This is a genomic window from Flavobacterium sp. Root901, assembly GCF_001429765.1.
Taxonomy (GTDB): domain Bacteria; phylum Bacteroidota; class Bacteroidia; order Flavobacteriales; family Flavobacteriaceae; genus Flavobacterium.
The window spans coordinates 71,645-89,761 of the sequence record NZ_LMJB01000010.1 but is presented as its reverse complement, the minus strand read 5'-3'; the positions used below and the strand labels follow the sequence as shown (position 1 = coordinate 89,761).

Here is an 18,117-nt window from a genome sequence, read left to right as displayed (position 1 = left end):
CGAATTACACGAATTGCACTAATTTTTTATGCTTAATACTGGAAAATTCGTGCGATTCGCGGCGAACATTTTTTAGTCGCGAATTACACGAATTGCACTAATTTTTCGCCACAGATTACAGGATTAAAATGATTAAAAAATCTGTGTAAATCTTTTTAATCTGTGGCAAAAAAATAGGATAGAAAAATTAGTGCAATTCGTGTAATTCGCGGCAAAAATTTTACTGTAAAACTTCGTGCATAGCCTTAGCTTTCAGCAGACATTCTTCGTATTCTTTTTCCGGAATTGATAACGATGTTATGGCACTTCCTACTGAAAATGAAACATATTTTTTTTCCTGATTGTATAAAATACTTCTGATTACAACATTAAAATCAAAATCGCCGCTGGGAGTAAAATATCCGATAGCACCGCTGTAAAGTCCGCGTTTGGTTTCTTCCAGATGTTCTATGATTTTCATCACTGAAATTTTTGGCGCGCCGGTCATACTTCCCATTGGAAAAGTTGTTTTTAAAACATCAACCGGAGAATACTGAGCATCTAATTTCGAGATGATTGTCGAAATCATTTGATGAACCTGCAGAAAAGAATAAATCTTACAAAGCTCCACCACTTCAACCGAACCTTTCTGCGCCGTGTGCGATAAATCGTTTCGAACCAAATCTGTAATCATGATATTTTCTGCACGTTCTTTTGCATCAGATTCTAAATATTCTTTTGATTTCTGATCTTCAACAGGATCTAAAAAACGTTTGGAAGTTCCTTTTATAGGCTGTGAAATAATCTTCTCTCCCACTTTTTTTAAATAACGTTCCGGTGAGGCAGAAAGCAAAAATTGTTTATGATTTTTAAAAAATACTGAAAATGGCGCCTGTGAAATTTCATTGAGTTTCTGAAATTTTTCTAATGGATTAATATCCGCATTTTCGGCAAAAAATTCCATACAGAAATTTGCTTCATACATATCACCTTTATGGATATGCCCCAGCATTTTATTAATTTTTTCAATATATAATTCTTTTGAAATACGCTGTTCGATCTTTAAAGATGCGACATTTTCGACTTCTGACCCTTGATTTTCAACTATCGCGGTGAAATCATCTTCAACCTCATCATCGCAAAGCAGTAAATACTGAATTTCAAGCTGATTTCCCTTTAATAAAAATATTTTTTTGGGCTGAAAGAAAAATAAATCCGGAAATTCCAATCCGTCAAAATTGCTGGATTTTAAATCTTCTGTATTATTTTTCAAATCATAAGAAAGATAACCAAAAAGCCAGTCTCTCGTAGTCTGCTGATATTGTTTCAGGTCTTCAAAAGCATTATGAAAATCGGTTTTTAAAGAAGTAAAAGCATCGACGGCTAATAAACAATCTAAGGTTGAATATTCTTGAGGATAAGAATTACTATCTAAAAAAACAACTTCCCGAAATTGCTGTGCCCAGTTTAAAAGCTGTTGTTTAAACTGCTCCGGATTAGAAATATGTTTGGTAATGGAAACTCTCAAAAATGAATGGTTTTTTAAATTTCAAAATTACAACAAAAAAATCCTTCCTTAAATGAATACCCCAAAATTATTGGCACACTTTTTAGTATATCGAATCTGTAATGATTCACTTAAATTTTAACAATACAACCTTTTTATCCAAAGTAAAAAAATCAATTTATTAATTAATATTCAAACCTTTATGAAAACAATTGCCAAATTAAGTTTGACTGCCCTAATTGTGATTACCTTATTATTTTCCTGCAAAAAAGCAGATTATGCCTCGAGTGAAACTACAGGCGATGAAAGAACAGCAGACAGCAGTGCAATTTCGTCCTCTGCTGCAGTAGAACCAAAAGGAAGTAAACATAAATTTATTCGAACTGCTGAAATTAAATTTAAGGTAAAAAACGTCGTCAAATCTACTTATGCAATTGAAAATACCGTGCAGAGATTTGGCGGTTTTGTTACTTATACCAATTTACAAAGCAATATACACGAGCAGATTAAAACTAAAATTAGTCTGGACAGCACATTAGAAACCACCAAATATTCTGTAGAAAACAATATTGTAATCCGTGTTCCCAACACACAGCTTGATACTGTAATTAAAACCATTGCCAAACAAATTGACTTTTTAGACTCCAGAGTTATAAAGGCTGATGATGTTTCTCTAAAGATGCTTTCCAATCAGCTTTCACAAAAAAGAGGGGCTGTAAATCAAAAAAGAGTAGAACAGGCAATTGATTCTAAAGGCAAAAAAATTAACGATGTCATTGATGCCGAAAATACCCTGGCAAACCAAAAAGAAGAAAACGATAACAAAGCTGTTGAAAATCTATCGCTGGAGGATCAAATCAACTTTAGCACAATTACATTACAGCTTTATCAAAACGAAACAACCAAACAGGAGATAACAGAAAGCGAAAAAGACAGTGCATCCTATCAGCCCAATTTAGGAATTCAAATTATCGATGCCTTAAAAAGCGGCTGGTACATTCTGCAGGCAATCTTAGTTTTTATTGTTAATATATGGCCATTTATTTTATTAGCATTTGGAGGCTGGTTTCTTTACAAAAGATATATTAAGAAATAATCAAAGTGTTAACAAAATAACAATTTGATAAGAAAAAATTCATTATATTTGATATAGCATTAAACTAATCCCAAAATAGAATATTATTGATTATTAAATTCTCAATAAAATGACATTAAAATTAGCTTCACCATTTTATTTAGAGAATATTGATTTGCATTTTCAGCACACTAATTATATCATTTTAACCTATTAAAATTCTAAGTATTATGAAAATTGCTACTATTATTGTCCGCGTTTTGATCGGCCTTTTATTATTGTTTGCCTCTATTTCGTTCTTTTTTAAACTTGCGCCGGAACCAGAAACAACAGGTAATTTTAAGGCATTCAATATGGGTTTAGTTGCTTCAACTTATTTACTGCCCCTTGCAAAAACAGTTGAGCTGCTTTGTGGAATTTCATTTGTAACAGGTCGTTTTGTGACCCTGGCAAATATTCTGATTTTACCAATTACGATTAACATCTTATTTATCAATTACTTTCTGGCTCCCGAAGGTCTGCCTATTGCGGCATTACTTTTCCTTGCCAATTTATTTTTGATATATAGATATTGGGATAATTACAAAACAGTTTTTACACCTTGATTATCTAGCATATAAAAACAATAAACCCGACATTTATTAATGCCGGGTTTTTTATTTAATTTGATTTATCGTGTTTTACCCAAATCAAATCTGATATGTTGTACCCAATTTCCTGGGCTTTGATAAGGAAATCTGCTTTGACACTTTCCGGCATTGTAGTTTCTCTGGAAAGTATCCACATGTATTTAAGGCTTTCGCCCGCCACAAGTGCGTATTTATAATCGCTGTCTACTGCAATAATGTTATATCCTGAATAAAAAGGACCAAAAAATGAGACCTTAAGCATACCAACGTTGTCCTTTTTGACAAGCCTGGCTTTCCCGATGCTTTCTTCCCATTTGTCTTTTTTGACATTATAGCCCTTATTATCAACTTTTATAGTTCCGTCTTCATTAAGAGAATATTCGGCAGAAACATTATCTAAACCTTTTTCCCATTTATAATCTAATCTGGCGATTTCATACCATTTTCCTAAATACTTTGCTTTATCAAAATTGGTAATTGCAGCTGCTTTTTTAGGAATCGTCGAACCGCAAGAATAAAGTAAGAATGCAATTCCTGCTCCTAACAAGACTGGAGCAATATATTTATTTTTCATGATGTAATCTTTTTATTATCATAAAGATAACATCAGAATTCCACATCTAATTTACAAAATTTTTCCGGAAGTTTATATTTTTTCAGGTATTAAATTTTGTGCAAATAAAAAACCCGCCAGCATATAAGCTGACGGGTTATAAATTATGATTTTACGCAAAATTATACGTGCAAGGCTCTGTTTTCAGTTGCTGCCAATGCTGCTTCTTTTACCGCTTCCGCGAAAGTTGGATGCGCATGGCTCATTCTTGAAATATCTTCTGCAGAAGCTTTAAATTCCATTGCAGTTACTGCTTCAGCAATTAAATCTGCTGTACGCGCACCAATCATGTGAACTCCTAAAACTTCGTCTGTTTTTTCATCAGCAAGGATTTTTACAAATCCATCCAAGTCTGCACTTGCTCTCGCACGTCCTAAAGCTTTAAATGGGAAACTTCCAGATTTGTAAGCAACTCCTGCCGCTTTTAATTGCTCTTCTGTTTGTCCAACAGCAGCAACTTCCGGCCACGTATAAACTACACCAGGAATTAAGTTATAATCGATGTGTGGTTTTTGACCTGCTAAAATTTCAGCGACCATTGTTCCTTCTTCCTCTGCTTTGTGCGCTAGCATTGCGCCGCGGACAACATCTCCAATTGCATAAATATTCGGAACATTTGTTTGCAAATGATCGTTTACTTCTACTTGTCCTCTGTCTGAAATTTTAACTCCGGCTTTATCAGCATTTAATCCTTCTGTATATGGACGACGTCCAACAGAAACTAATGAGTAATCTCCTTCAAGAGTGATTGTTTCTCCTTTTGCATTTTCAGCCTGAACTACAACAGCATCGCCGTTTCTTTCAACTGATTTTACTTTGTGAGAAACGTAGAATTTCATTCCTTGTTTTTTCAACACTTTCGTTAATTCTTTAGAAAGAGATCCGTCCATTCCTGGAATAATTCTGTCCATGAATTCAACAACAGAAACCTGAGCACCAAGACGTAAGTAAACTTGTCCAAGTTCGATTCCGATAACTCCTCCACCAATAATTACCAAGTGTTTTGGAACTTCTTTTAAAGCCAGTGCTTCTGTAGAAGTGATAATTCTTTCTTTATCAATTTTGATGAATGGTAAAGAAGATGGTTTTGATCCTGTAGCAATTACAGTATATTTTGCTTCAATAGTTTCAGATGTTCCGTCAGCTTTTGCAACAGCGATATGTGTTGCATCTACAAATGAACCTAAACCATTAAAAACGGTAATTTTATTTTTTTCCATTAAGTAGTTAATTCCACCTACGGTTTGATCTACAACGGCTTGTTTGCGCGCAATCATTTTCTCTAAATTGATTTTTACATCTCCGGAAACCTCGATTCCGTGATCTGCATAATGAGCTATTTCAGCATAATGATGAGAAGAAGATAATAATGCTTTTGAAGGAATACAACCAACGTTAAGGCAAGTTCCGCCTAATGAATTATATTTTTCTACAATTGCCGTTTTGAAACCTAATTGTGCGCAACGAATTGCTGATACATATCCGCCAGGACCTGAACCTATAATGACTACGTCAAATGAACTCATAGTTTGTTAATTTTAATTTAGCGGTTACAAAATTAAGCAATAAAGTTTTGTTTAAAGTTTAAATCTCAATGTTTTTTGCGTGAAATTTGGGGTATGAGTTTTTACTGCAAAGAGCGTTAAGAGTTACAAGGTTCGCAAAGTTTTTGTTTTCTTGATAATGCCTCTTTTTGATCGAGAAGGTTGATTTTTTTATTAATCTGATATTATACTTTGCGGACTACTCTTTTTCCAAAAGTATCTTGTCCAGATTTTATAAAGTTAAATAATCTGGTAATTACCCCAATAAGTTCGTCTTGATTACAATAATATTCTTCGATTTCTCCATTTTTACTATAATTTGAAACATTAAACCCCTCTTCAATATCATTATACCAAATTATTTGAGATCCAAAAATAGCTACAACCCAAAAACCACCTCCCATTTCTCCATATCTTTTTTCTTCCCATTTTATTGGATTAATTTTTATTAGATCCCAGAAATTTTTCAATTCATCAGTAAAGTCTTTTTCTGTACTTACAATTTCACTATTAAGCTCTTGTAAAGATATTGGCGTCCATTCTTGCACTACTTTTTTATTCAAGTTTTAAGTTAAGGTTTCTTTTCAGGATTTTTTGAAGTATGAAATACAGAATAAATAACTATTTCACTTTCCATAATTTCATAAATAATTACAAAAGGAAATTTTACCAACGTCATTTCGCGATAACCTGGCTCTCTTTTGATTTCGAATAGTTCTGGATTTGTTTTTAAAACCTTGAGATAGGATTTTATGTAAATTAGAAATTGTTTTCCTAAGCCTTTATTTCTACTTTCGTAAAATTCGACAGATTCGTCAATTTCTTTTTCTGCTAATGGTAAAACTTTAATTTTAAAAGCCATATTTGGCATTTAAACGTTTTTCTGTTTCTTCCCAAGAATCAGCCTCAATATTTCCTGATAAATATTTTTCTCTTTCTTCTGCAACTAAATCATAATGTGTATTAGGAATTACCGACTCTTTTTCGTCATGTTTTATGGCGTCAAAAACACTTTCTAAAATTTCCAATTTAGAATCGTCGTCAATGAATTTTCCAAAATCACTTATCAGCTTGCGTCTTAATTCTTTTACTTCCATTTTGATTGCATTTTAATTCAAATTTAAGATTTTAAATAATTGAATTGTGTTAAGAACATAAATTTTGCTCACAAAAGAAGCAAATGAAAAGCTTTTGAACCTTTCAAAAAGCAATCACCGTAGAATTCTTCACTTCACTAATCATAAACATACTCTGCGTGCTTCCAATGTGCTGTAGAGAAGTTAGTTTCGTTACTAAAAATTCCCTGTAAGCTTCCATATCTTTTACCAAAACTTTTAAAATATAATCATAATCGCCGCTTACGTGATGACATTCTAAAACTTCATTGAGCTTAATGACTTCACTTTCAAATTTGGTTAAGAACTCTTTAGTATGCTGAATGAGTTTTAAGTGACAAAAAACCACAAATCCTTTTTCAATTTTGGATTTATCGACTAAAGCTGCGTAGTTTTTAATTATCCCCGCCCTTTCCAACTTTTTGATTCTTTCGTAAACCGCTGTAACAGAAAGATTAAGTTTTAGCGATAATTCCTTATTTGTCTTTTTACTATCAGTTTGGAGTAAAACGAGGAGTTTTTTATCAATTTCGTCTAAAGTCATGGTTGTGTCATTGCGAGGAACGATGCAATCTCATCCTCTGATTAATATTTTGGTTTATTGTTGATATGAAAGAAAATCTATTGAATTAATTTTTGCTGATCAAATTTAGATTAAAAATCCACACAAATAAAAATATGTAGTTTTAAAATCTATAAAAAGTAAAAGTAATTGACATTTTTTCTAATTACATTTTACTTTGAATGGAATTTCTTTTTTGAACAAGAGTTCTAATATCAATTTCAATAACAAAAACTAATAGAGGATGAGATTGCTTTGTTCCTCGCAATAACAAAAAAAAATGAAAAACTTTAACCCAGCAGATAAAATTCAGGATTTGCAATACTTTGGCGAATTTGGCGGTGTAAACCCGTCGATTTCTGATTCTTCGACTTATACCTTTCTTTCAGCCAAAACTATGTTCGATACTTTTGAAGGAAATATGGAAGGCTGTTATTTGTATTCGCGTCATTCTTCGCCAAGTAATTTATATTTAGACCAGGCTTTGGCGGCTATGGAAGGAACAGAAACTGCAAATGTTTCGGCTTCGGGAATGGGAGCGATTACCCCTACGATCTTGCAATTATGCGGTGCGGGCGATCATATTGTTTCAAGCCGGACTATTTATGGCGGAACTTACGCTTTCCTCAAAAACTTCACACCAAGATTCGGAATCGAAACGAGCTTTGTTGACATTACAAAACTTGATGTTGTAGAAGCTGCGATTACTCCTAATACAAAAATATTGTATTGTGAAACCGTTAGTAATCCATTATTAGAAGTGGCTGATATTGCCGGTTTGGCTAAAATTGCTAAAAAACACCATCTTAAACTGGTTGTCGATAATACTTTTTCGCCATTATCTGTTTCTCCTGCAAAATTAGGCGCCGATATTGTAATTCACAGTTTGACAAAATACATTAATGGAAGCAGTGATACAGTTGGAGGTGTAACTTGTGCGTCGAAAGAGTTTATCAATTCGCTTAAAAACGTAAATTCTGGTGCAAGTATGCTTTTGGGACCAACAATGGACAGTTTACGTTCGGCTTCTGTAATGAAAAATCTTCGTACACTTCATATACGAATAAAACAGCACAGTCATAATGCCCATTTTCTGGCTGATCAGTTTGAAAAAGACGGTTTAAAAACAGTTTATCCGGGACTAAAAAGTCATCCGAGTCATGAATTATACAAAAAAATGATTAATCCTGAATATGGTTTTGGCGGTATGATGACAATTGATGTTGGAACTTTGGAAAAAGCCAATGAATTGATGGAATTAATGCAGGAACGAAATTTAGGGTATCTTGCAGTAAGTTTAGGGTTTTACAAAACATTATTCAGCGCACCGGGAACCTCAACTTCAAGTGAAATTCCGCTGGAAGAACAACATGAAATGGGATTAACAGATGGTTTAATCCGTTTTTCTATAGGTTTAGATAATGATATTCAGCGTACTTACCAAATGATGAGAGCTTGCATGGTGGAACTTGGGGTTTTAAAAGGTGCTAAGGTTCTAAGTCACTAAGATGCTAAGTTTTTCTCTCTCAGATTTTGCTGATTTAAGGAGATAATTTCATAGAGTTCGCCATACAGTTTGTCATTTCGACGAAGGAGAAATCTCCGCGACAATATTCTACAAAGATTGGAAAAACTTTGTGGAGCTACTTGCGGAGATTTCTCCTTCGTCGAAATGACATAAAATACGAAAAAAGCCGTTTTTGAAAATATTCTCAAAACGGCTTTTCTCATATAACTTTTTACTTTTTACAAATAACTCTTAACTTATAACTTGACCATTAAGCTTACTGTTTTTTCGGCTGTAGCCAAAGTAAATCAGTAATCCGATTATCAACCAGACAGTAAAGTAAATCCAATTCCAAACGCTTAATTCGGCCATCATATACAAACAGCAGATTAATCCTAAAAGCGGAATTAAAGACAGGTTTTTTCTGAATGCCCAAACAGCCAATCCAACTAAAACGAATAAAAATATCCACATGGGAATTTTATGTTTAAATAAACTAAATCCTGATTCGTATTTTGCTGAATCAGCAATTGGAAGGCCTTTTACAACCTCAGCATATTTTGCTTCATCATCCTGATATTGTCCTAATAAATGTTCTAAATCTGAAGTTTCAGCAGTTTTATTATTTACTTCGATACTTTCTAAATATTTAAAAACTTTTTCAGATTCTGATTTATCCAAAGAAGTCACGATTGAAGTTGCATCGTAAATCTGCGGCTCATTATTTATAAATGCCATCGTTGCTTTATTGTTGAATGCAAAGGCGTAATATAATCCGGCGATCATTAGAACCGGAAGAATAAATTTTGAATTGACATACGGTGTTTTGAATTTTCCTCTTGGAATTTCAGGTTTATTCTGTAAAACCAAAACTCCTGCACAAACCAGTACAAAGGCAAATAAAGTGCCGATACTGCATAAATCCGTTACCATTGTCAGGTTTAAAAATAAAGCCGGAATCGCTACTACAAAACCGGTTACGATTGTAGCAAAAGACGGCGTTTTGAATTTTGGATGAACAGTAGAAAATTTCTTTGGGAGTAAACCGTCACGGCTCATACTCATCCAGATACGCGGCTGTCCCATCTGGAAAACTAATAAAACACTCGCCATTGCAACTACAGCACTTACTGCAATAATTCCGGACATCCATTTTAAATCTAATTTGTCAAAAACAAATGCAAGAGGATCTCCAACATTTAATTCGTGATATTTTACCATTCCGGTTAAAACCAAGGCAATAGCAATATATAAGATTGTACAAATAATAATTGCCCACATCATTCCGCGTGGTAAATCGCGCTGCGGATTTTTACATTCTTCTGCAGTTGTTGAAATCGCATCGAAACCAATATAAGCAAAGAAAACAGCTGAAACTCCTTTTAAAACCCCTCCAACTCCATTTGGAGCAAACGGGTCCCAGTTTGCTGTATCTACATAAAAAACACCAACGGCAATTACCAAAAGAACCACACAAAGTTTTACAACAACCATTAAATTACTGGCGTTACGAGATTCTTTCATTCCTCTGTAAACCAAAGCCGTAATTAAAATAATGATAAACAAAGCAGGCAAATCAGTTACGAAATGAAATGATCCTATTGTTGGAGCTGTTCTCCAAGCTGTATGGGCTTGCTGCAAAGCAACACTTAAATTCTCAAATGATTTTCCTCCGCGCATTAAAGCTTCGGCATCTTTAAATCCGTTTGAAGCCGTTAAATAATCCATCTGAATCCATTGCGGCAAGTGAATTCCGCCACTCTGGAGGAGTCCTGTAAAATAATCACTCCACGATATGGCAACAGTTATATTTCCAACAGCATATTCCATAATTAAGGCCCAGCCAATAATCCAGGCAATAATTTCTCCAAAAGCAACATATGAATACGTATAAGCACTTCCTGAAACGGGAACCATCGAAGCAAATTCGGCATAGGCAAAAGCAGCAAAACTACATGCCAAAGCGGTAAATAAAAATAAGAAAATAACGGCCGGACCACCATCTGCGCTCGCTTTCCCGATTGTGCTAAAAATTCCTGCTCCAACAATAGCGGCTATTCCAAAAGCAGTTAAATCTTTGGTAGTCAAATGTTTTCCCAGTGCATTATGACCATCTGATTCATTCTGAGCAACTTGCTTCAAAATATCCTGTACTGTTTTCTTTCGGAATAAACTTGATAATGCCATATATGGTTTACTGTTATAAATTAATTTAATTCAGTCGATTTTGTTTTATTTTGCAAATAATGCAAAAATTATCCTTATTTCAAATATATAAAACGATTTTGTTTTTCTGATTTTTTTTTCTTGCCGTGAAGGCTCTAAGTCACTAAGTTTTTTTTGCCGCGAATTGCGCTAATTTCTCGAATTCTTTTTATTAGTAATCTTGGCTATTTTTCTCTCGCAGATTGAGCAGATAATGCGGATTTTTATTGCTATGAAAAGATTTTTGCAGATTTTTCTAAAAAAATAAATCTGCTTGATCTCCTAAATCTTCGAGAGAAACAAATTTTTTTTTTGCCCCTAAGCTTAAATCTATTTATATATCAAATGTAACATTTATCAAAATGAGCTTACTAATTAAAAAGTATTTAATTTTTAAAGAATCATTTTATGGAAAAAATCACAAGACGTTCTTTTGTAAATAAAATTGGACTTGGTGTTGGCGCTACGGCTGTAATGACTACGCTTCCTTCTTTTTTAACGGAAACAGAAAAGATTCGGGAGCCTTATACCGGAAAAAAATTAAATATCGCTTTATGTGGTTTAGGGAATTATGCTTCAATACTAGCAGATGGTCTTCAGGTTTCTGAATACTGCCAGCTTGCCGGAATCGTTACCGGAACTCCATCCAAAGCAGAAAAATGGAAAAAGAAATATAATATTCCTGAAAAGAACATTTACAATTACGAAAATTTTGATGCTATCGCAAAAAACAAAGATATTGATTTAGTGTATGTTGTAACTCCAAACGCACTGCACAAAGAATTTACTGTACGCGCTGCAAAGGCAGGAAAACACGTTATTGTCGAAAAACCAATGGCAATTACTGTTGAGGACTGCGAAGAAATGATAAAAGCCTGCAGTGATAATAATGTACAGTTGGCAATGGGTTATCGTCTTCATTATGAGCCTAATCATTTAGAAGTAAAACGACTGGGACAGGAAAAAGTTTTGGGACAGGTTCGCTACATCGAAGCTGGTCTTGGTTATAACACATATGATATTCATGATGTTAATAAACCGGTCGATTTAACTGCCCGCAACGAATGGAGAATGACTAAAAAACTAGCCGGAGGCGGTGCGTTAATCAATTTGGGCGTTTATTGTATTCAGGTTTCGCGTTATGTTTCAGGAGAAGAACCAATTGCGGTTACGGCACAATTCGGAACAATAAATAACAAAAACAGATTTAAAGAGGTTGAAGAAAACATTACCTGGCAAATGGAATTTCCGAGTGGTGCTGTGTCTAATTGCAGCAGTTCTTATGGTTTTGGTATCGACCGTTTTTTCGCTGCTGCGGATGAAGGTTTTTTTGAGATGAGTCCTGCGGTAAGCTACGGTCCTTTTGTAGGTAAAAGATCTGATGGAAAAGCATTTAATTTTCCGGTAATAAATCAGCAGCAAACGCAAATGGATGAGATTTGTAAAGTTATTTTAGCAGACAAAAAACTTCCTAATCATATTACTGGCGAAGAAGGTATCAAAGATGTAAAAATCATCAATGCTATTTACAAAGCTGCTGAAACGGGCAAAAAAGTAAGCTTGAAATAAGTTTTTTTTTGCCACAAATTATTTTTTGCCACGAATTACACCAATTTCCCGAATTATTTTTATGCCACAGATTTCACAGATTATCACAGATTTTTTTTAATCTTTTTTAAATCTGTGGTAATATTTTTTCTCTCGCAGATTTAGCAGATATAGCGGATTTTGCTAACTGATTATAGATTTACGCAGATTTAATAATTAAAAAATCTGCGAGAGAAAAAAATCTAAAATCTACATTCTAAAATCTAAAATTATTTAAGACAGCTTCTCAAAATACTAACCGGATGCTGTGCTTCTCTTTTCGTTCCGTCATAAATCTGATGACGGCATGAAGTTCCTGCAGCGGCGATTTTTACGTTTTCGGCAGTGTTACGTACTTTTGGGAAAAGCGTGTCCTCGCCCATCTGCATACTCACTTTGTAGTGTTCTTTTTCATAACCAAAAGAACCCGCCATTCCGCAGCAGCCCGAATTGTAAATTGTCACTGTATTATTTTTCGGAAGGTTCAGCATGGCAAAAGTCGCTTCAACAGAACTTAATGATTTCTGATGGCAGTGTCCGTGAATTTTAATTTCTTTGGTTTCTTCTGAAAAAGAATCGGCTGTAATTTTACCGTCTATAATTTCTTTTTTGAAGAATTCTTCAATTGTAAAAGCATTTCGGGATAGATTTTCTGCTGCTTCTTTATCGTCGGCTAAACGCAGATATTCATCTCTAAAAGTCAAAATTGCCGAAGGTTCAATCCCAACCAAAGGTGCGTTGGACAAAACCAAATCTTTAAAAACATTTACATTATGATTCGCAATTTGCTTCGCTTCTTCTAAAAATCCTTTTGAAAGATAGGTTCTTCCGCTTTCTTCATGATCGATAACCAAAACCTGATAACCCAGTTTTGTCAACAATTCAAAAGCATCAATACCAATATTTACATCATAATAATTGGTAAATTCATCTACAAACAAATACAATTTTCCATTTGGAAAATCTGTAAATGCAGGTTTATGATTCTGATGCCATTTTCTAAAAGTCTTTTTCGCCAAAAGCGGAACTTGTCTTTCCGGCGCAATTCCCATTGATTTTTTTACCAAAGACTGATTTGAAATAAAATTCGTAATCGAAGGGAATTTACTTCCCATTTTATTCAGTTTGGCGTTGTTGGCAAAAATCTTGCTTCGGGTTGAGAATCCGTTTGCTTTTTGGTATTGGTATAAAAATTCGGCTTTAAGAGTTGCAACGTCAACATTACTCGGACATTCGCTGGCGCAAGCTTTACAGCTTACACATAACTCAAAAACTTCATATAATTCCTTTTGGTCAAATTTGTTTTCTTTTTCAGAATAGGTCAAATATTCGCGTAAAGCATTGGCTCTTGCGCGTGTTGTTTCCTTTTCATTTCGGGTTGCACGATAACTCGGACACATCGCTCCGCCTCCTGATGGCAGTTTTCGGCAATCACCGGAACCGTTGCATTTTTCGGCTGCACGCAGAATCCCTAAACTATCTGAGAAATCCTGAAACGTTTTAATATCCGGTTCAACTCTGCCTGAAATTACACGATGGTTTTCATCCATTTTCAGGGCATTTACAATTTTTCCGATATTCAAAACTGAATTTGGATCGAATGCTAATTTGATTCTTTTCAGCAATTCATAATTTTTGTCACCAATCATAAACGGAATAAACTCGCCACGTACAATTCCGTCGCCGTGTTCTCCGCTTAACGAACCTCGATATTTTTTCACCAAGTGCGCTACTTCTGTCGCAATGGTCCTGAATAATTTTAAATCAGATGTTTTCTTCAGGTTCAAAACCGGACGAAGATGCAGCTCTCCCGCCCCGGCATGTGCATAATAAATCGCTTCTTGTCCGTGACTTAACATCATCGCCGAAAATTCGGCAATGTAATTCGGTAAATCGCTCAATTCTACCGCCGTATCTTCAATAGAATCAGCAGCTTTATCATCGCCAACAATACTTCCCAAAAGTCCAAGACCCGCTTTTCTTAGCTCGTTGGCTTTATCAATATCGGCACCATAAATCTTTACACGAGCGTACCCAAAATTATTTTTCTCTAAATCAGCAATCAGGGCATCGGCTTGTTTTTCAGCATCTTCAAGAGAATGTGAAGCCACTTCAAACATCATAATTGCTTTGGGTTCTCCAACTAAAAAGAAACGGTTTTTAATGTGTTCCCGATTTGTTTTGGTACAATCCAAAATCGTGTCGTCTATCATTTCGCAGGTGTACAAATGATGCTTCATCGCCACCACAACAGATTCTAAAGATTCCTGAATCGTGTGATAATGCGCCACAACCATAATATTATGAACAGGCGGTAAATCATCTGCTTTAAGCGTAACTTCGGTTGTAAAGGCTAAAGTTCCTTCACTTCCGCAAAGCAGTTTTCCAAGATTGATTGTTGGTTCTGTTCCGCCAAATAATTCTGATTTTAGCAGAATATCAACTGCATAACCTGTATTTCGCCTGTGAATTTCCGGTTTAGGAAACTCTTTTATAATTTCTTCCTGATTTGCCTTTACCGAAAGTTCTTCGTAAACGCTTTTGTAAATTTTATTTTCTAAAGAATCACCTTTTGTTTTTTCAATAAATTCTTCTGAAGTCAGTTCGCGAAAAGCAGCTTCTGTTCCGTCACTCAAAATCGCTTTAACCTCAACAATTTTATCACGCGTAACACCATAACGAATCGAAGTCGTTCCTGATGAATTATTTCCAACCATTCCGCCAATCATTGCGCGATTTGAAGTCGAAGTAATGGGAGCAAAAAACACCCCGTGTGGTTTTAAAAATAAATTTAGTTCATCGCGAATTACGCCGGGCTGAACAGTTACAGTTTTCTTCTCAGCATTGTAACCCAGTATTTTGGTAAAATGTTTCGAAACATCAATTACAAGTCCGTCTCCTACTGCTTGCCCGGCAAGTGAAGTTCCGGCTGTTCTGGGCGTGACAGAAATATTATGCTGTGCCGCAAAGCGAATTAACTTACTGATATCTGCTGTAGATTTAGGTAAAGCCACCGCATTTGGCCGAATCCGATACACTGATGCATCTGTCGAATAAAGTGTTTTATGAAGATCATCGTATAAAAGTGTGCCTTCGAGTTCGCCGGCTAATTGCTCTAAATGAGATTGGGTCAACATGTAAATGGTGCTTTTCTTAAAAAATAATTCCTCAAAACTGAGACAACAAATATAAAAATATAGGCGCTCAAAATGTATAAAATGCCTATTTATCTTAACAGCCCGTCAACATTTTATAAAATTTAATCCAAATTCTGTAAAGACTCCAAATTCCGAAATAAGTAATTTTAAGATTTTACTTTTACGCCTTATTATTATGGAAGATTTCGTTCAGGACGTTTTTAAACATTTAGAAAACTATTACTACAGTATTGTCGATCTTACGCCAAAATTTATCCTGGCCATTGTTGTCATTCTCGTTTCGTGGTTTATAGCGGCCCGCATTGGCATATTTGCCGGAAACCGACTCAAAGCAAAAATGCATGACCGCCTTCTGGCCGTTTTTATTGCCCGTTTAATTAAATCGGTTCTGATTATTATTGGAATTTTGTTCATGTTCAAAATCATTGGTCTCGACGGTGTGGCGCAAAGTATGCTGGCCGGTGCGGGAATCTCTGCTTTTGTAATTGGTTTTGCGCTGAAAGATATTGGAGAAAATTTCCTTGCCGGAATTCTGCTGGCTTTCAAACGTCCTTTTAGCATTGGCGATATTATCGAAAGCAACGGCGTAAAAGGCGAAGTCATCAACCTCAACCTTCGCGATACCGAAGTAAAAAGCGATTCGAAAATCATTTATATTCCAAACGCGCTTTTAATTAAAAATACGCTTATCAACTACAACAGCGAAGGTTTCCTTCTGCAGACTTTTACTGTCGGACTTGAATTTGGTTCTGATTATACGCGTGCCATCGAACTCGTAAAAGAAGTTCTTGGAAACAGCGAAGATGTAACCGAAAAAGATCATGAAAATGCTGCTGTAATTACAGATGTTATTGCTGGTGGTATTATTCAGCTTAACATTCGCTATTGGGTAAAAACAGCATCCACGACTGAAAATTCAGAATGCCGTTCTAAAATTATTGCTGCTGTTTTGAAAAAATTGAAGGAAAATGAGTTTGTGTTGAAATAAGGTTCTAAGTTTCTGAGATGCTAAGGTTCTGAAGTTTTCTAAATGATTGTCATCCTGAGTGAAGTCGAAGGCTTTTGAAAAACTAAATTTTCTCGTTTGGAATTTGTAATTTAAAATATTAGAATTTATTTGTTTTTAGGAGCAATTCCAGCTATCCGCTATATCTTTTGCCCCGAACCCCGGGGCAAAAGGATGCCGCTCCTATCTGGGCTAGGACACTTGTTTTCAAAAGAAACAGAAAACAGACTTTGGGATTTTTTCAACAACAGAATCGAACCTGAAGAAATGACTAAAACACCAAGGCAGATTAATTTTACATTTGCATTAGGCATTATTAGGGAAAACGAAACACTTCAAAATGAGATTCCCAAATTAAAAAACAGCTTTTACTGGCTCAATGAATTAGTGAAACTTTAAATCCTTATTTGGATTTGGAATAATTATTAAAAACTAACCCGTCAATTTATAATCGACAGGTTAGTTTTGCATAATAATTTTTAAAAATATGTTTATACAATTAAAAAAAACTTAAAAATTATTATATAAAAAAACAATCAAACCAACAACACCTAAAATCATCAAAATAAGGCTAATCCACATACTCGAAGATGCTAGAAGTGTATAGATTTTAATTTTTTTATTATACTTTTCTAAACTTTCTTCTAAAAAAATGATGTTTTTTTCAATTTTGAGAACATTATCACAAACGTTGAAGCTATAAAATTGAGAAAGTAGATTTAATATTATTGAAAGAGCAAAACTGATTCCACAAATTTTCAAAGACGAAGTGATAGGTATTTTTTGCTCAAATAAAAATTTCATTAATTCTAGTACTAAATAAATTCCAGCACCATCAACAGTTACCAATAAATAATCAAATCTTTGAATGGTAGCCCGATGATCATCCCAAGTCCTTTTATAAAAATTTTTTATATACTCTTCTTCATTATTTGACTCAATTTTCATTCTTATAATTTTAATATTTGATAAAATTCAATTTACTTTCACCAATGAACTGAAACATCTACTATTGATATAGTTAAAACTTTACAAATTTAGTTTTCCCGGTTCCTCTTCTGGCTTCCTTCTAATCAGTTCAAAAGTTATTGCTTTTCCTAAAAAAGTAAAATCTTTAACATCGGGAATAGTTAACTCAAAACTATTATTATTTAAACTTTCTCTCAATTCCATTAGTAACCGACCAAGAGCATTAGTTCCTACATAAAAATCACCCTCATCAATTGCTCCCCAAACTTTATCTTTTTCAGTATATTCAACAATAGGTAAATTATTAGTAGCTAATAATACTTCTGAAAATGAATCTTTATTTTGCAATAATTTTAATTCAATACAAAATTTCATTATTTTAAACCTATGTTTATTCCAATCTTTTCTTGATTTATCTAATTTAGTCCTTCCAAATCTTTTCGCAGCTATTGGACTTGGGAAATTTATAATTTCTTTCTGGATTTCCGGATTTTTAGGAAACCTTAATGCCTGATACAACGCTTCTGTTGTTTTTATTAAACATCCGTCTAAATATATATGGAAATTTGGAGCCATATTTGATAATCCTCCATATTTACCTTTAGTACTTTTAAAAGTAATACATTCAGTTTTTTTATATCTCCTTACACTTAATGCCATA

17 protein-coding genes are annotated in these 18,117 nt (G+C 34.3%); 6 read left to right on the top strand and 11 right to left on the bottom strand.

Annotated elements, in window-relative coordinates; genetic code table 11:
• Positions 1–220 precede the first annotated feature (220 nt).
• Positions 221–1,507, bottom strand: coding sequence for an anthranilate synthase component I family protein (locus ASE21_RS19900; protein ID WP_057124447.1), 1,287 nt, complete (start codon positions 1,505–1,507; stop codon positions 221–223).
• Between the two features lie 181 nt (positions 1,508–1,688).
• Here ASE21_RS19900 and ASE21_RS19895 point away from each other — a divergent pair, with 181 nt between their 5' ends.
• Both ASE21_RS19895 and ASE21_RS19890 read left to right on the top strand, forming a co-directional pair.
• The gene (locus tag ASE21_RS19895; protein WP_057124446.1) at positions 1,689–2,582 is read left to right on the top strand and encodes a DUF4349 domain-containing protein; all 894 of its coding nucleotides are present in this window, start codon (positions 1,689–1,691) and stop codon (positions 2,580–2,582) included.
• A gap of 209 nt (positions 2,583–2,791) precedes the next feature.
• On the top strand, positions 2,792–3,166 hold the full coding sequence (locus ASE21_RS19890; protein WP_057124445.1) for a DoxX family membrane protein: 375 nt from the start codon (positions 2,792–2,794) through the stop codon (positions 3,164–3,166).
• Positions 3,167–3,221: 55 nt separating this feature from the next.
• Here the strand turns inward: ASE21_RS19890 and ASE21_RS19885 are convergent, their stop codons facing one another.
• From ASE21_RS19885 to ASE21_RS19860, 6 genes are all read right to left on the bottom strand, one after another.
• A complete protein-coding gene (locus ASE21_RS19885; RefSeq protein ID WP_057124444.1) occupies positions 3,222–3,764 on the bottom strand; it encodes a lipocalin family protein in 543 nt (180 codons plus the stop codon).
• A 161-nt stretch (positions 3,765–3,925) separates the two neighbouring features.
• Complete coding sequence (gene lpdA, locus ASE21_RS19880) at positions 3,926–5,329, bottom strand: dihydrolipoyl dehydrogenase (protein ID WP_057124443.1); 1,404 nt, start codon at positions 5,327–5,329, stop codon at positions 3,926–3,928.
• Between the two features lie 203 nt (positions 5,330–5,532).
• Positions 5,533–5,910, bottom strand: a complete 378-nt coding sequence (locus ASE21_RS19875) for a hypothetical protein (RefSeq protein ID WP_242410310.1) — start codon at positions 5,908–5,910, stop codon at positions 5,533–5,535.
• Between the two features lie 8 nt (positions 5,911–5,918).
• Positions 5,919–6,209, bottom strand: coding sequence for a type II toxin-antitoxin system RelE/ParE family toxin (locus tag ASE21_RS19870; protein ID WP_057124442.1), 291 nt, complete (start codon positions 6,207–6,209; stop codon positions 5,919–5,921).
• Entirely contained in the window at positions 6,199–6,444 is a 246-nt protein-coding gene (locus ASE21_RS19865) for a hypothetical protein (RefSeq protein ID WP_057124441.1), read from the bottom strand. The genes ASE21_RS19870 and ASE21_RS19865 overlap by 11 nt, the downstream gene beginning before the upstream one ends.
• 103 nt (positions 6,445–6,547) lie before the next feature.
• Positions 6,548–7,006, bottom strand: coding sequence for an Lrp/AsnC family transcriptional regulator (locus ASE21_RS19860; RefSeq protein ID WP_057124440.1), 459 nt, complete (start codon positions 7,004–7,006; stop codon positions 6,548–6,550).
• Between the two features lie 298 nt (positions 7,007–7,304).
• On the opposite strand from ASE21_RS19860, the gene ASE21_RS19855 reads away from it, so the two are divergent.
• Complete coding sequence (locus ASE21_RS19855; protein WP_057124439.1) at positions 7,305–8,531, top strand: aminotransferase class I/II-fold pyridoxal phosphate-dependent enzyme; 1,227 nt, start codon at positions 7,305–7,307, stop codon at positions 8,529–8,531.
• Between the two features lie 252 nt (positions 8,532–8,783).
• On the opposite strand, the gene ASE21_RS19845 is transcribed toward ASE21_RS19855, so the two are convergent.
• Positions 8,784–10,718, bottom strand: coding sequence for an amino acid permease (locus tag ASE21_RS19845; RefSeq protein ID WP_057124437.1), 1,935 nt, complete (start codon positions 10,716–10,718; stop codon positions 8,784–8,786).
• A 426-nt stretch (positions 10,719–11,144) separates the two neighbouring features.
• On the opposite strand from ASE21_RS19845, the gene ASE21_RS19840 reads away from it, so the two are divergent.
• Positions 11,145–12,305, top strand: coding sequence for a Gfo/Idh/MocA family protein (locus ASE21_RS19840; RefSeq protein ID WP_057124436.1), 1,161 nt, complete (start codon positions 11,145–11,147; stop codon positions 12,303–12,305).
• A 248-nt stretch (positions 12,306–12,553) separates the two neighbouring features.
• On the opposite strand, the gene ASE21_RS19835 is transcribed toward ASE21_RS19840, so the two are convergent.
• Complete coding sequence (locus ASE21_RS19835) at positions 12,554–15,460, bottom strand: FAD-binding and (Fe-S)-binding domain-containing protein (RefSeq protein WP_057124435.1); 2,907 nt, start codon at positions 15,458–15,460, stop codon at positions 12,554–12,556.
• A 196-nt stretch (positions 15,461–15,656) separates the two neighbouring features.
• On the opposite strand from ASE21_RS19835, the gene ASE21_RS19830 reads away from it, so the two are divergent.
• Positions 15,657–16,469, top strand: a complete 813-nt coding sequence (locus tag ASE21_RS19830) for a mechanosensitive ion channel family protein (protein ID WP_057124434.1) — start codon at positions 15,657–15,659, stop codon at positions 16,467–16,469.
• Between the two features lie 192 nt (positions 16,470–16,661).
• On the top strand, positions 16,662–16,886 hold the full coding sequence (locus ASE21_RS19825) for a hypothetical protein (protein ID WP_317039170.1): 225 nt from the start codon (positions 16,662–16,664) through the stop codon (positions 16,884–16,886).
• A gap of 111 nt (positions 16,887–16,997) precedes the next feature.
• Here the strand turns inward: ASE21_RS19825 and ASE21_RS19820 are convergent, their stop codons facing one another.
• The gene (locus ASE21_RS19820; RefSeq protein ID WP_057124433.1) at positions 16,998–17,435 is read right to left on the bottom strand and encodes a hypothetical protein; all 438 of its coding nucleotides are present in this window, start codon (positions 17,433–17,435) and stop codon (positions 16,998–17,000) included.
• An 81-nt stretch (positions 17,436–17,516) separates the two neighbouring features.
• Positions 17,517–18,116, bottom strand: a complete 600-nt coding sequence (locus ASE21_RS19815; protein ID WP_057124432.1) for an NADAR family protein — start codon at positions 18,114–18,116, stop codon at positions 17,517–17,519.
• Position 18,117 lies beyond the last annotated feature (1 nt).

Excerpts from the sequence above, each read along its gene's own strand:
- ASE21_RS19820 (WP_057124433.1), bottom strand. The coding sequence starts at position 17,435 with ATGAAAATTGAGTCAAATAATGAAGAAGAGTATATAAAAAATTTTTAT.
- ASE21_RS19895 (WP_057124446.1), top strand. The coding sequence starts at position 1,689 with ATGAAAACAATTGCCAAATTAAGTTTGACTGCCCTAATTGTGATTACC.
- ASE21_RS19855 (WP_057124439.1), top strand. The coding sequence starts at position 7,305 with ATGAAAAACTTTAACCCAGCAGATAAAATTCAGGATTTGCAATACTTT.
- ASE21_RS19890 (WP_057124445.1), top strand. The coding sequence starts at position 2,792 with ATGAAAATTGCTACTATTATTGTCCGCGTTTTGATCGGCCTTTTATTA.
- ASE21_RS19870 (WP_057124442.1), bottom strand. The coding sequence starts at position 6,209 with ATGGCTTTTAAAATTAAAGTTTTACCATTAGCAGAAAAAGAAATTGAC.
- lpdA (WP_057124443.1), bottom strand. The coding sequence starts at position 5,329 with ATGAGTTCATTTGACGTAGTCATTATAGGTTCAGGTCCTGGCGGATAT.
- ASE21_RS19885 (WP_057124444.1), bottom strand. The coding sequence starts at position 3,764 with ATGAAAAATAAATATATTGCTCCAGTCTTGTTAGGAGCAGGAATTGCA.
- ASE21_RS19840 (WP_057124436.1), top strand. The coding sequence starts at position 11,145 with ATGGAAAAAATCACAAGACGTTCTTTTGTAAATAAAATTGGACTTGGT.
- ASE21_RS19860 (WP_057124440.1), bottom strand. The coding sequence starts at position 7,006 with ATGACTTTAGACGAAATTGATAAAAAACTCCTCGTTTTACTCCAAACT.
- ASE21_RS19825 (WP_317039170.1), top strand. The coding sequence starts at position 16,662 with ATGCCGCTCCTATCTGGGCTAGGACACTTGTTTTCAAAAGAAACAGAA.
- ASE21_RS19815 (WP_057124432.1), bottom strand. The coding sequence starts at position 18,116 with ATGGCATTAAGTGTAAGGAGATATAAAAAAACTGAATGTATTACTTTT.
- ASE21_RS19835 (WP_057124435.1), bottom strand. The coding sequence starts at position 15,460 with ATGTTGACCCAATCTCATTTAGAGCAATTAGCCGGCGAACTCGAAGGC.
- ASE21_RS19865 (WP_057124441.1), bottom strand. The coding sequence starts at position 6,444 with ATGGAAGTAAAAGAATTAAGACGCAAGCTGATAAGTGATTTTGGAAAA.
- ASE21_RS19845 (WP_057124437.1), bottom strand. The coding sequence starts at position 10,718 with ATGGCATTATCAAGTTTATTCCGAAAGAAAACAGTACAGGATATTTTG.
- ASE21_RS19830 (WP_057124434.1), top strand. The coding sequence starts at position 15,657 with ATGGAAGATTTCGTTCAGGACGTTTTTAAACATTTAGAAAACTATTAC.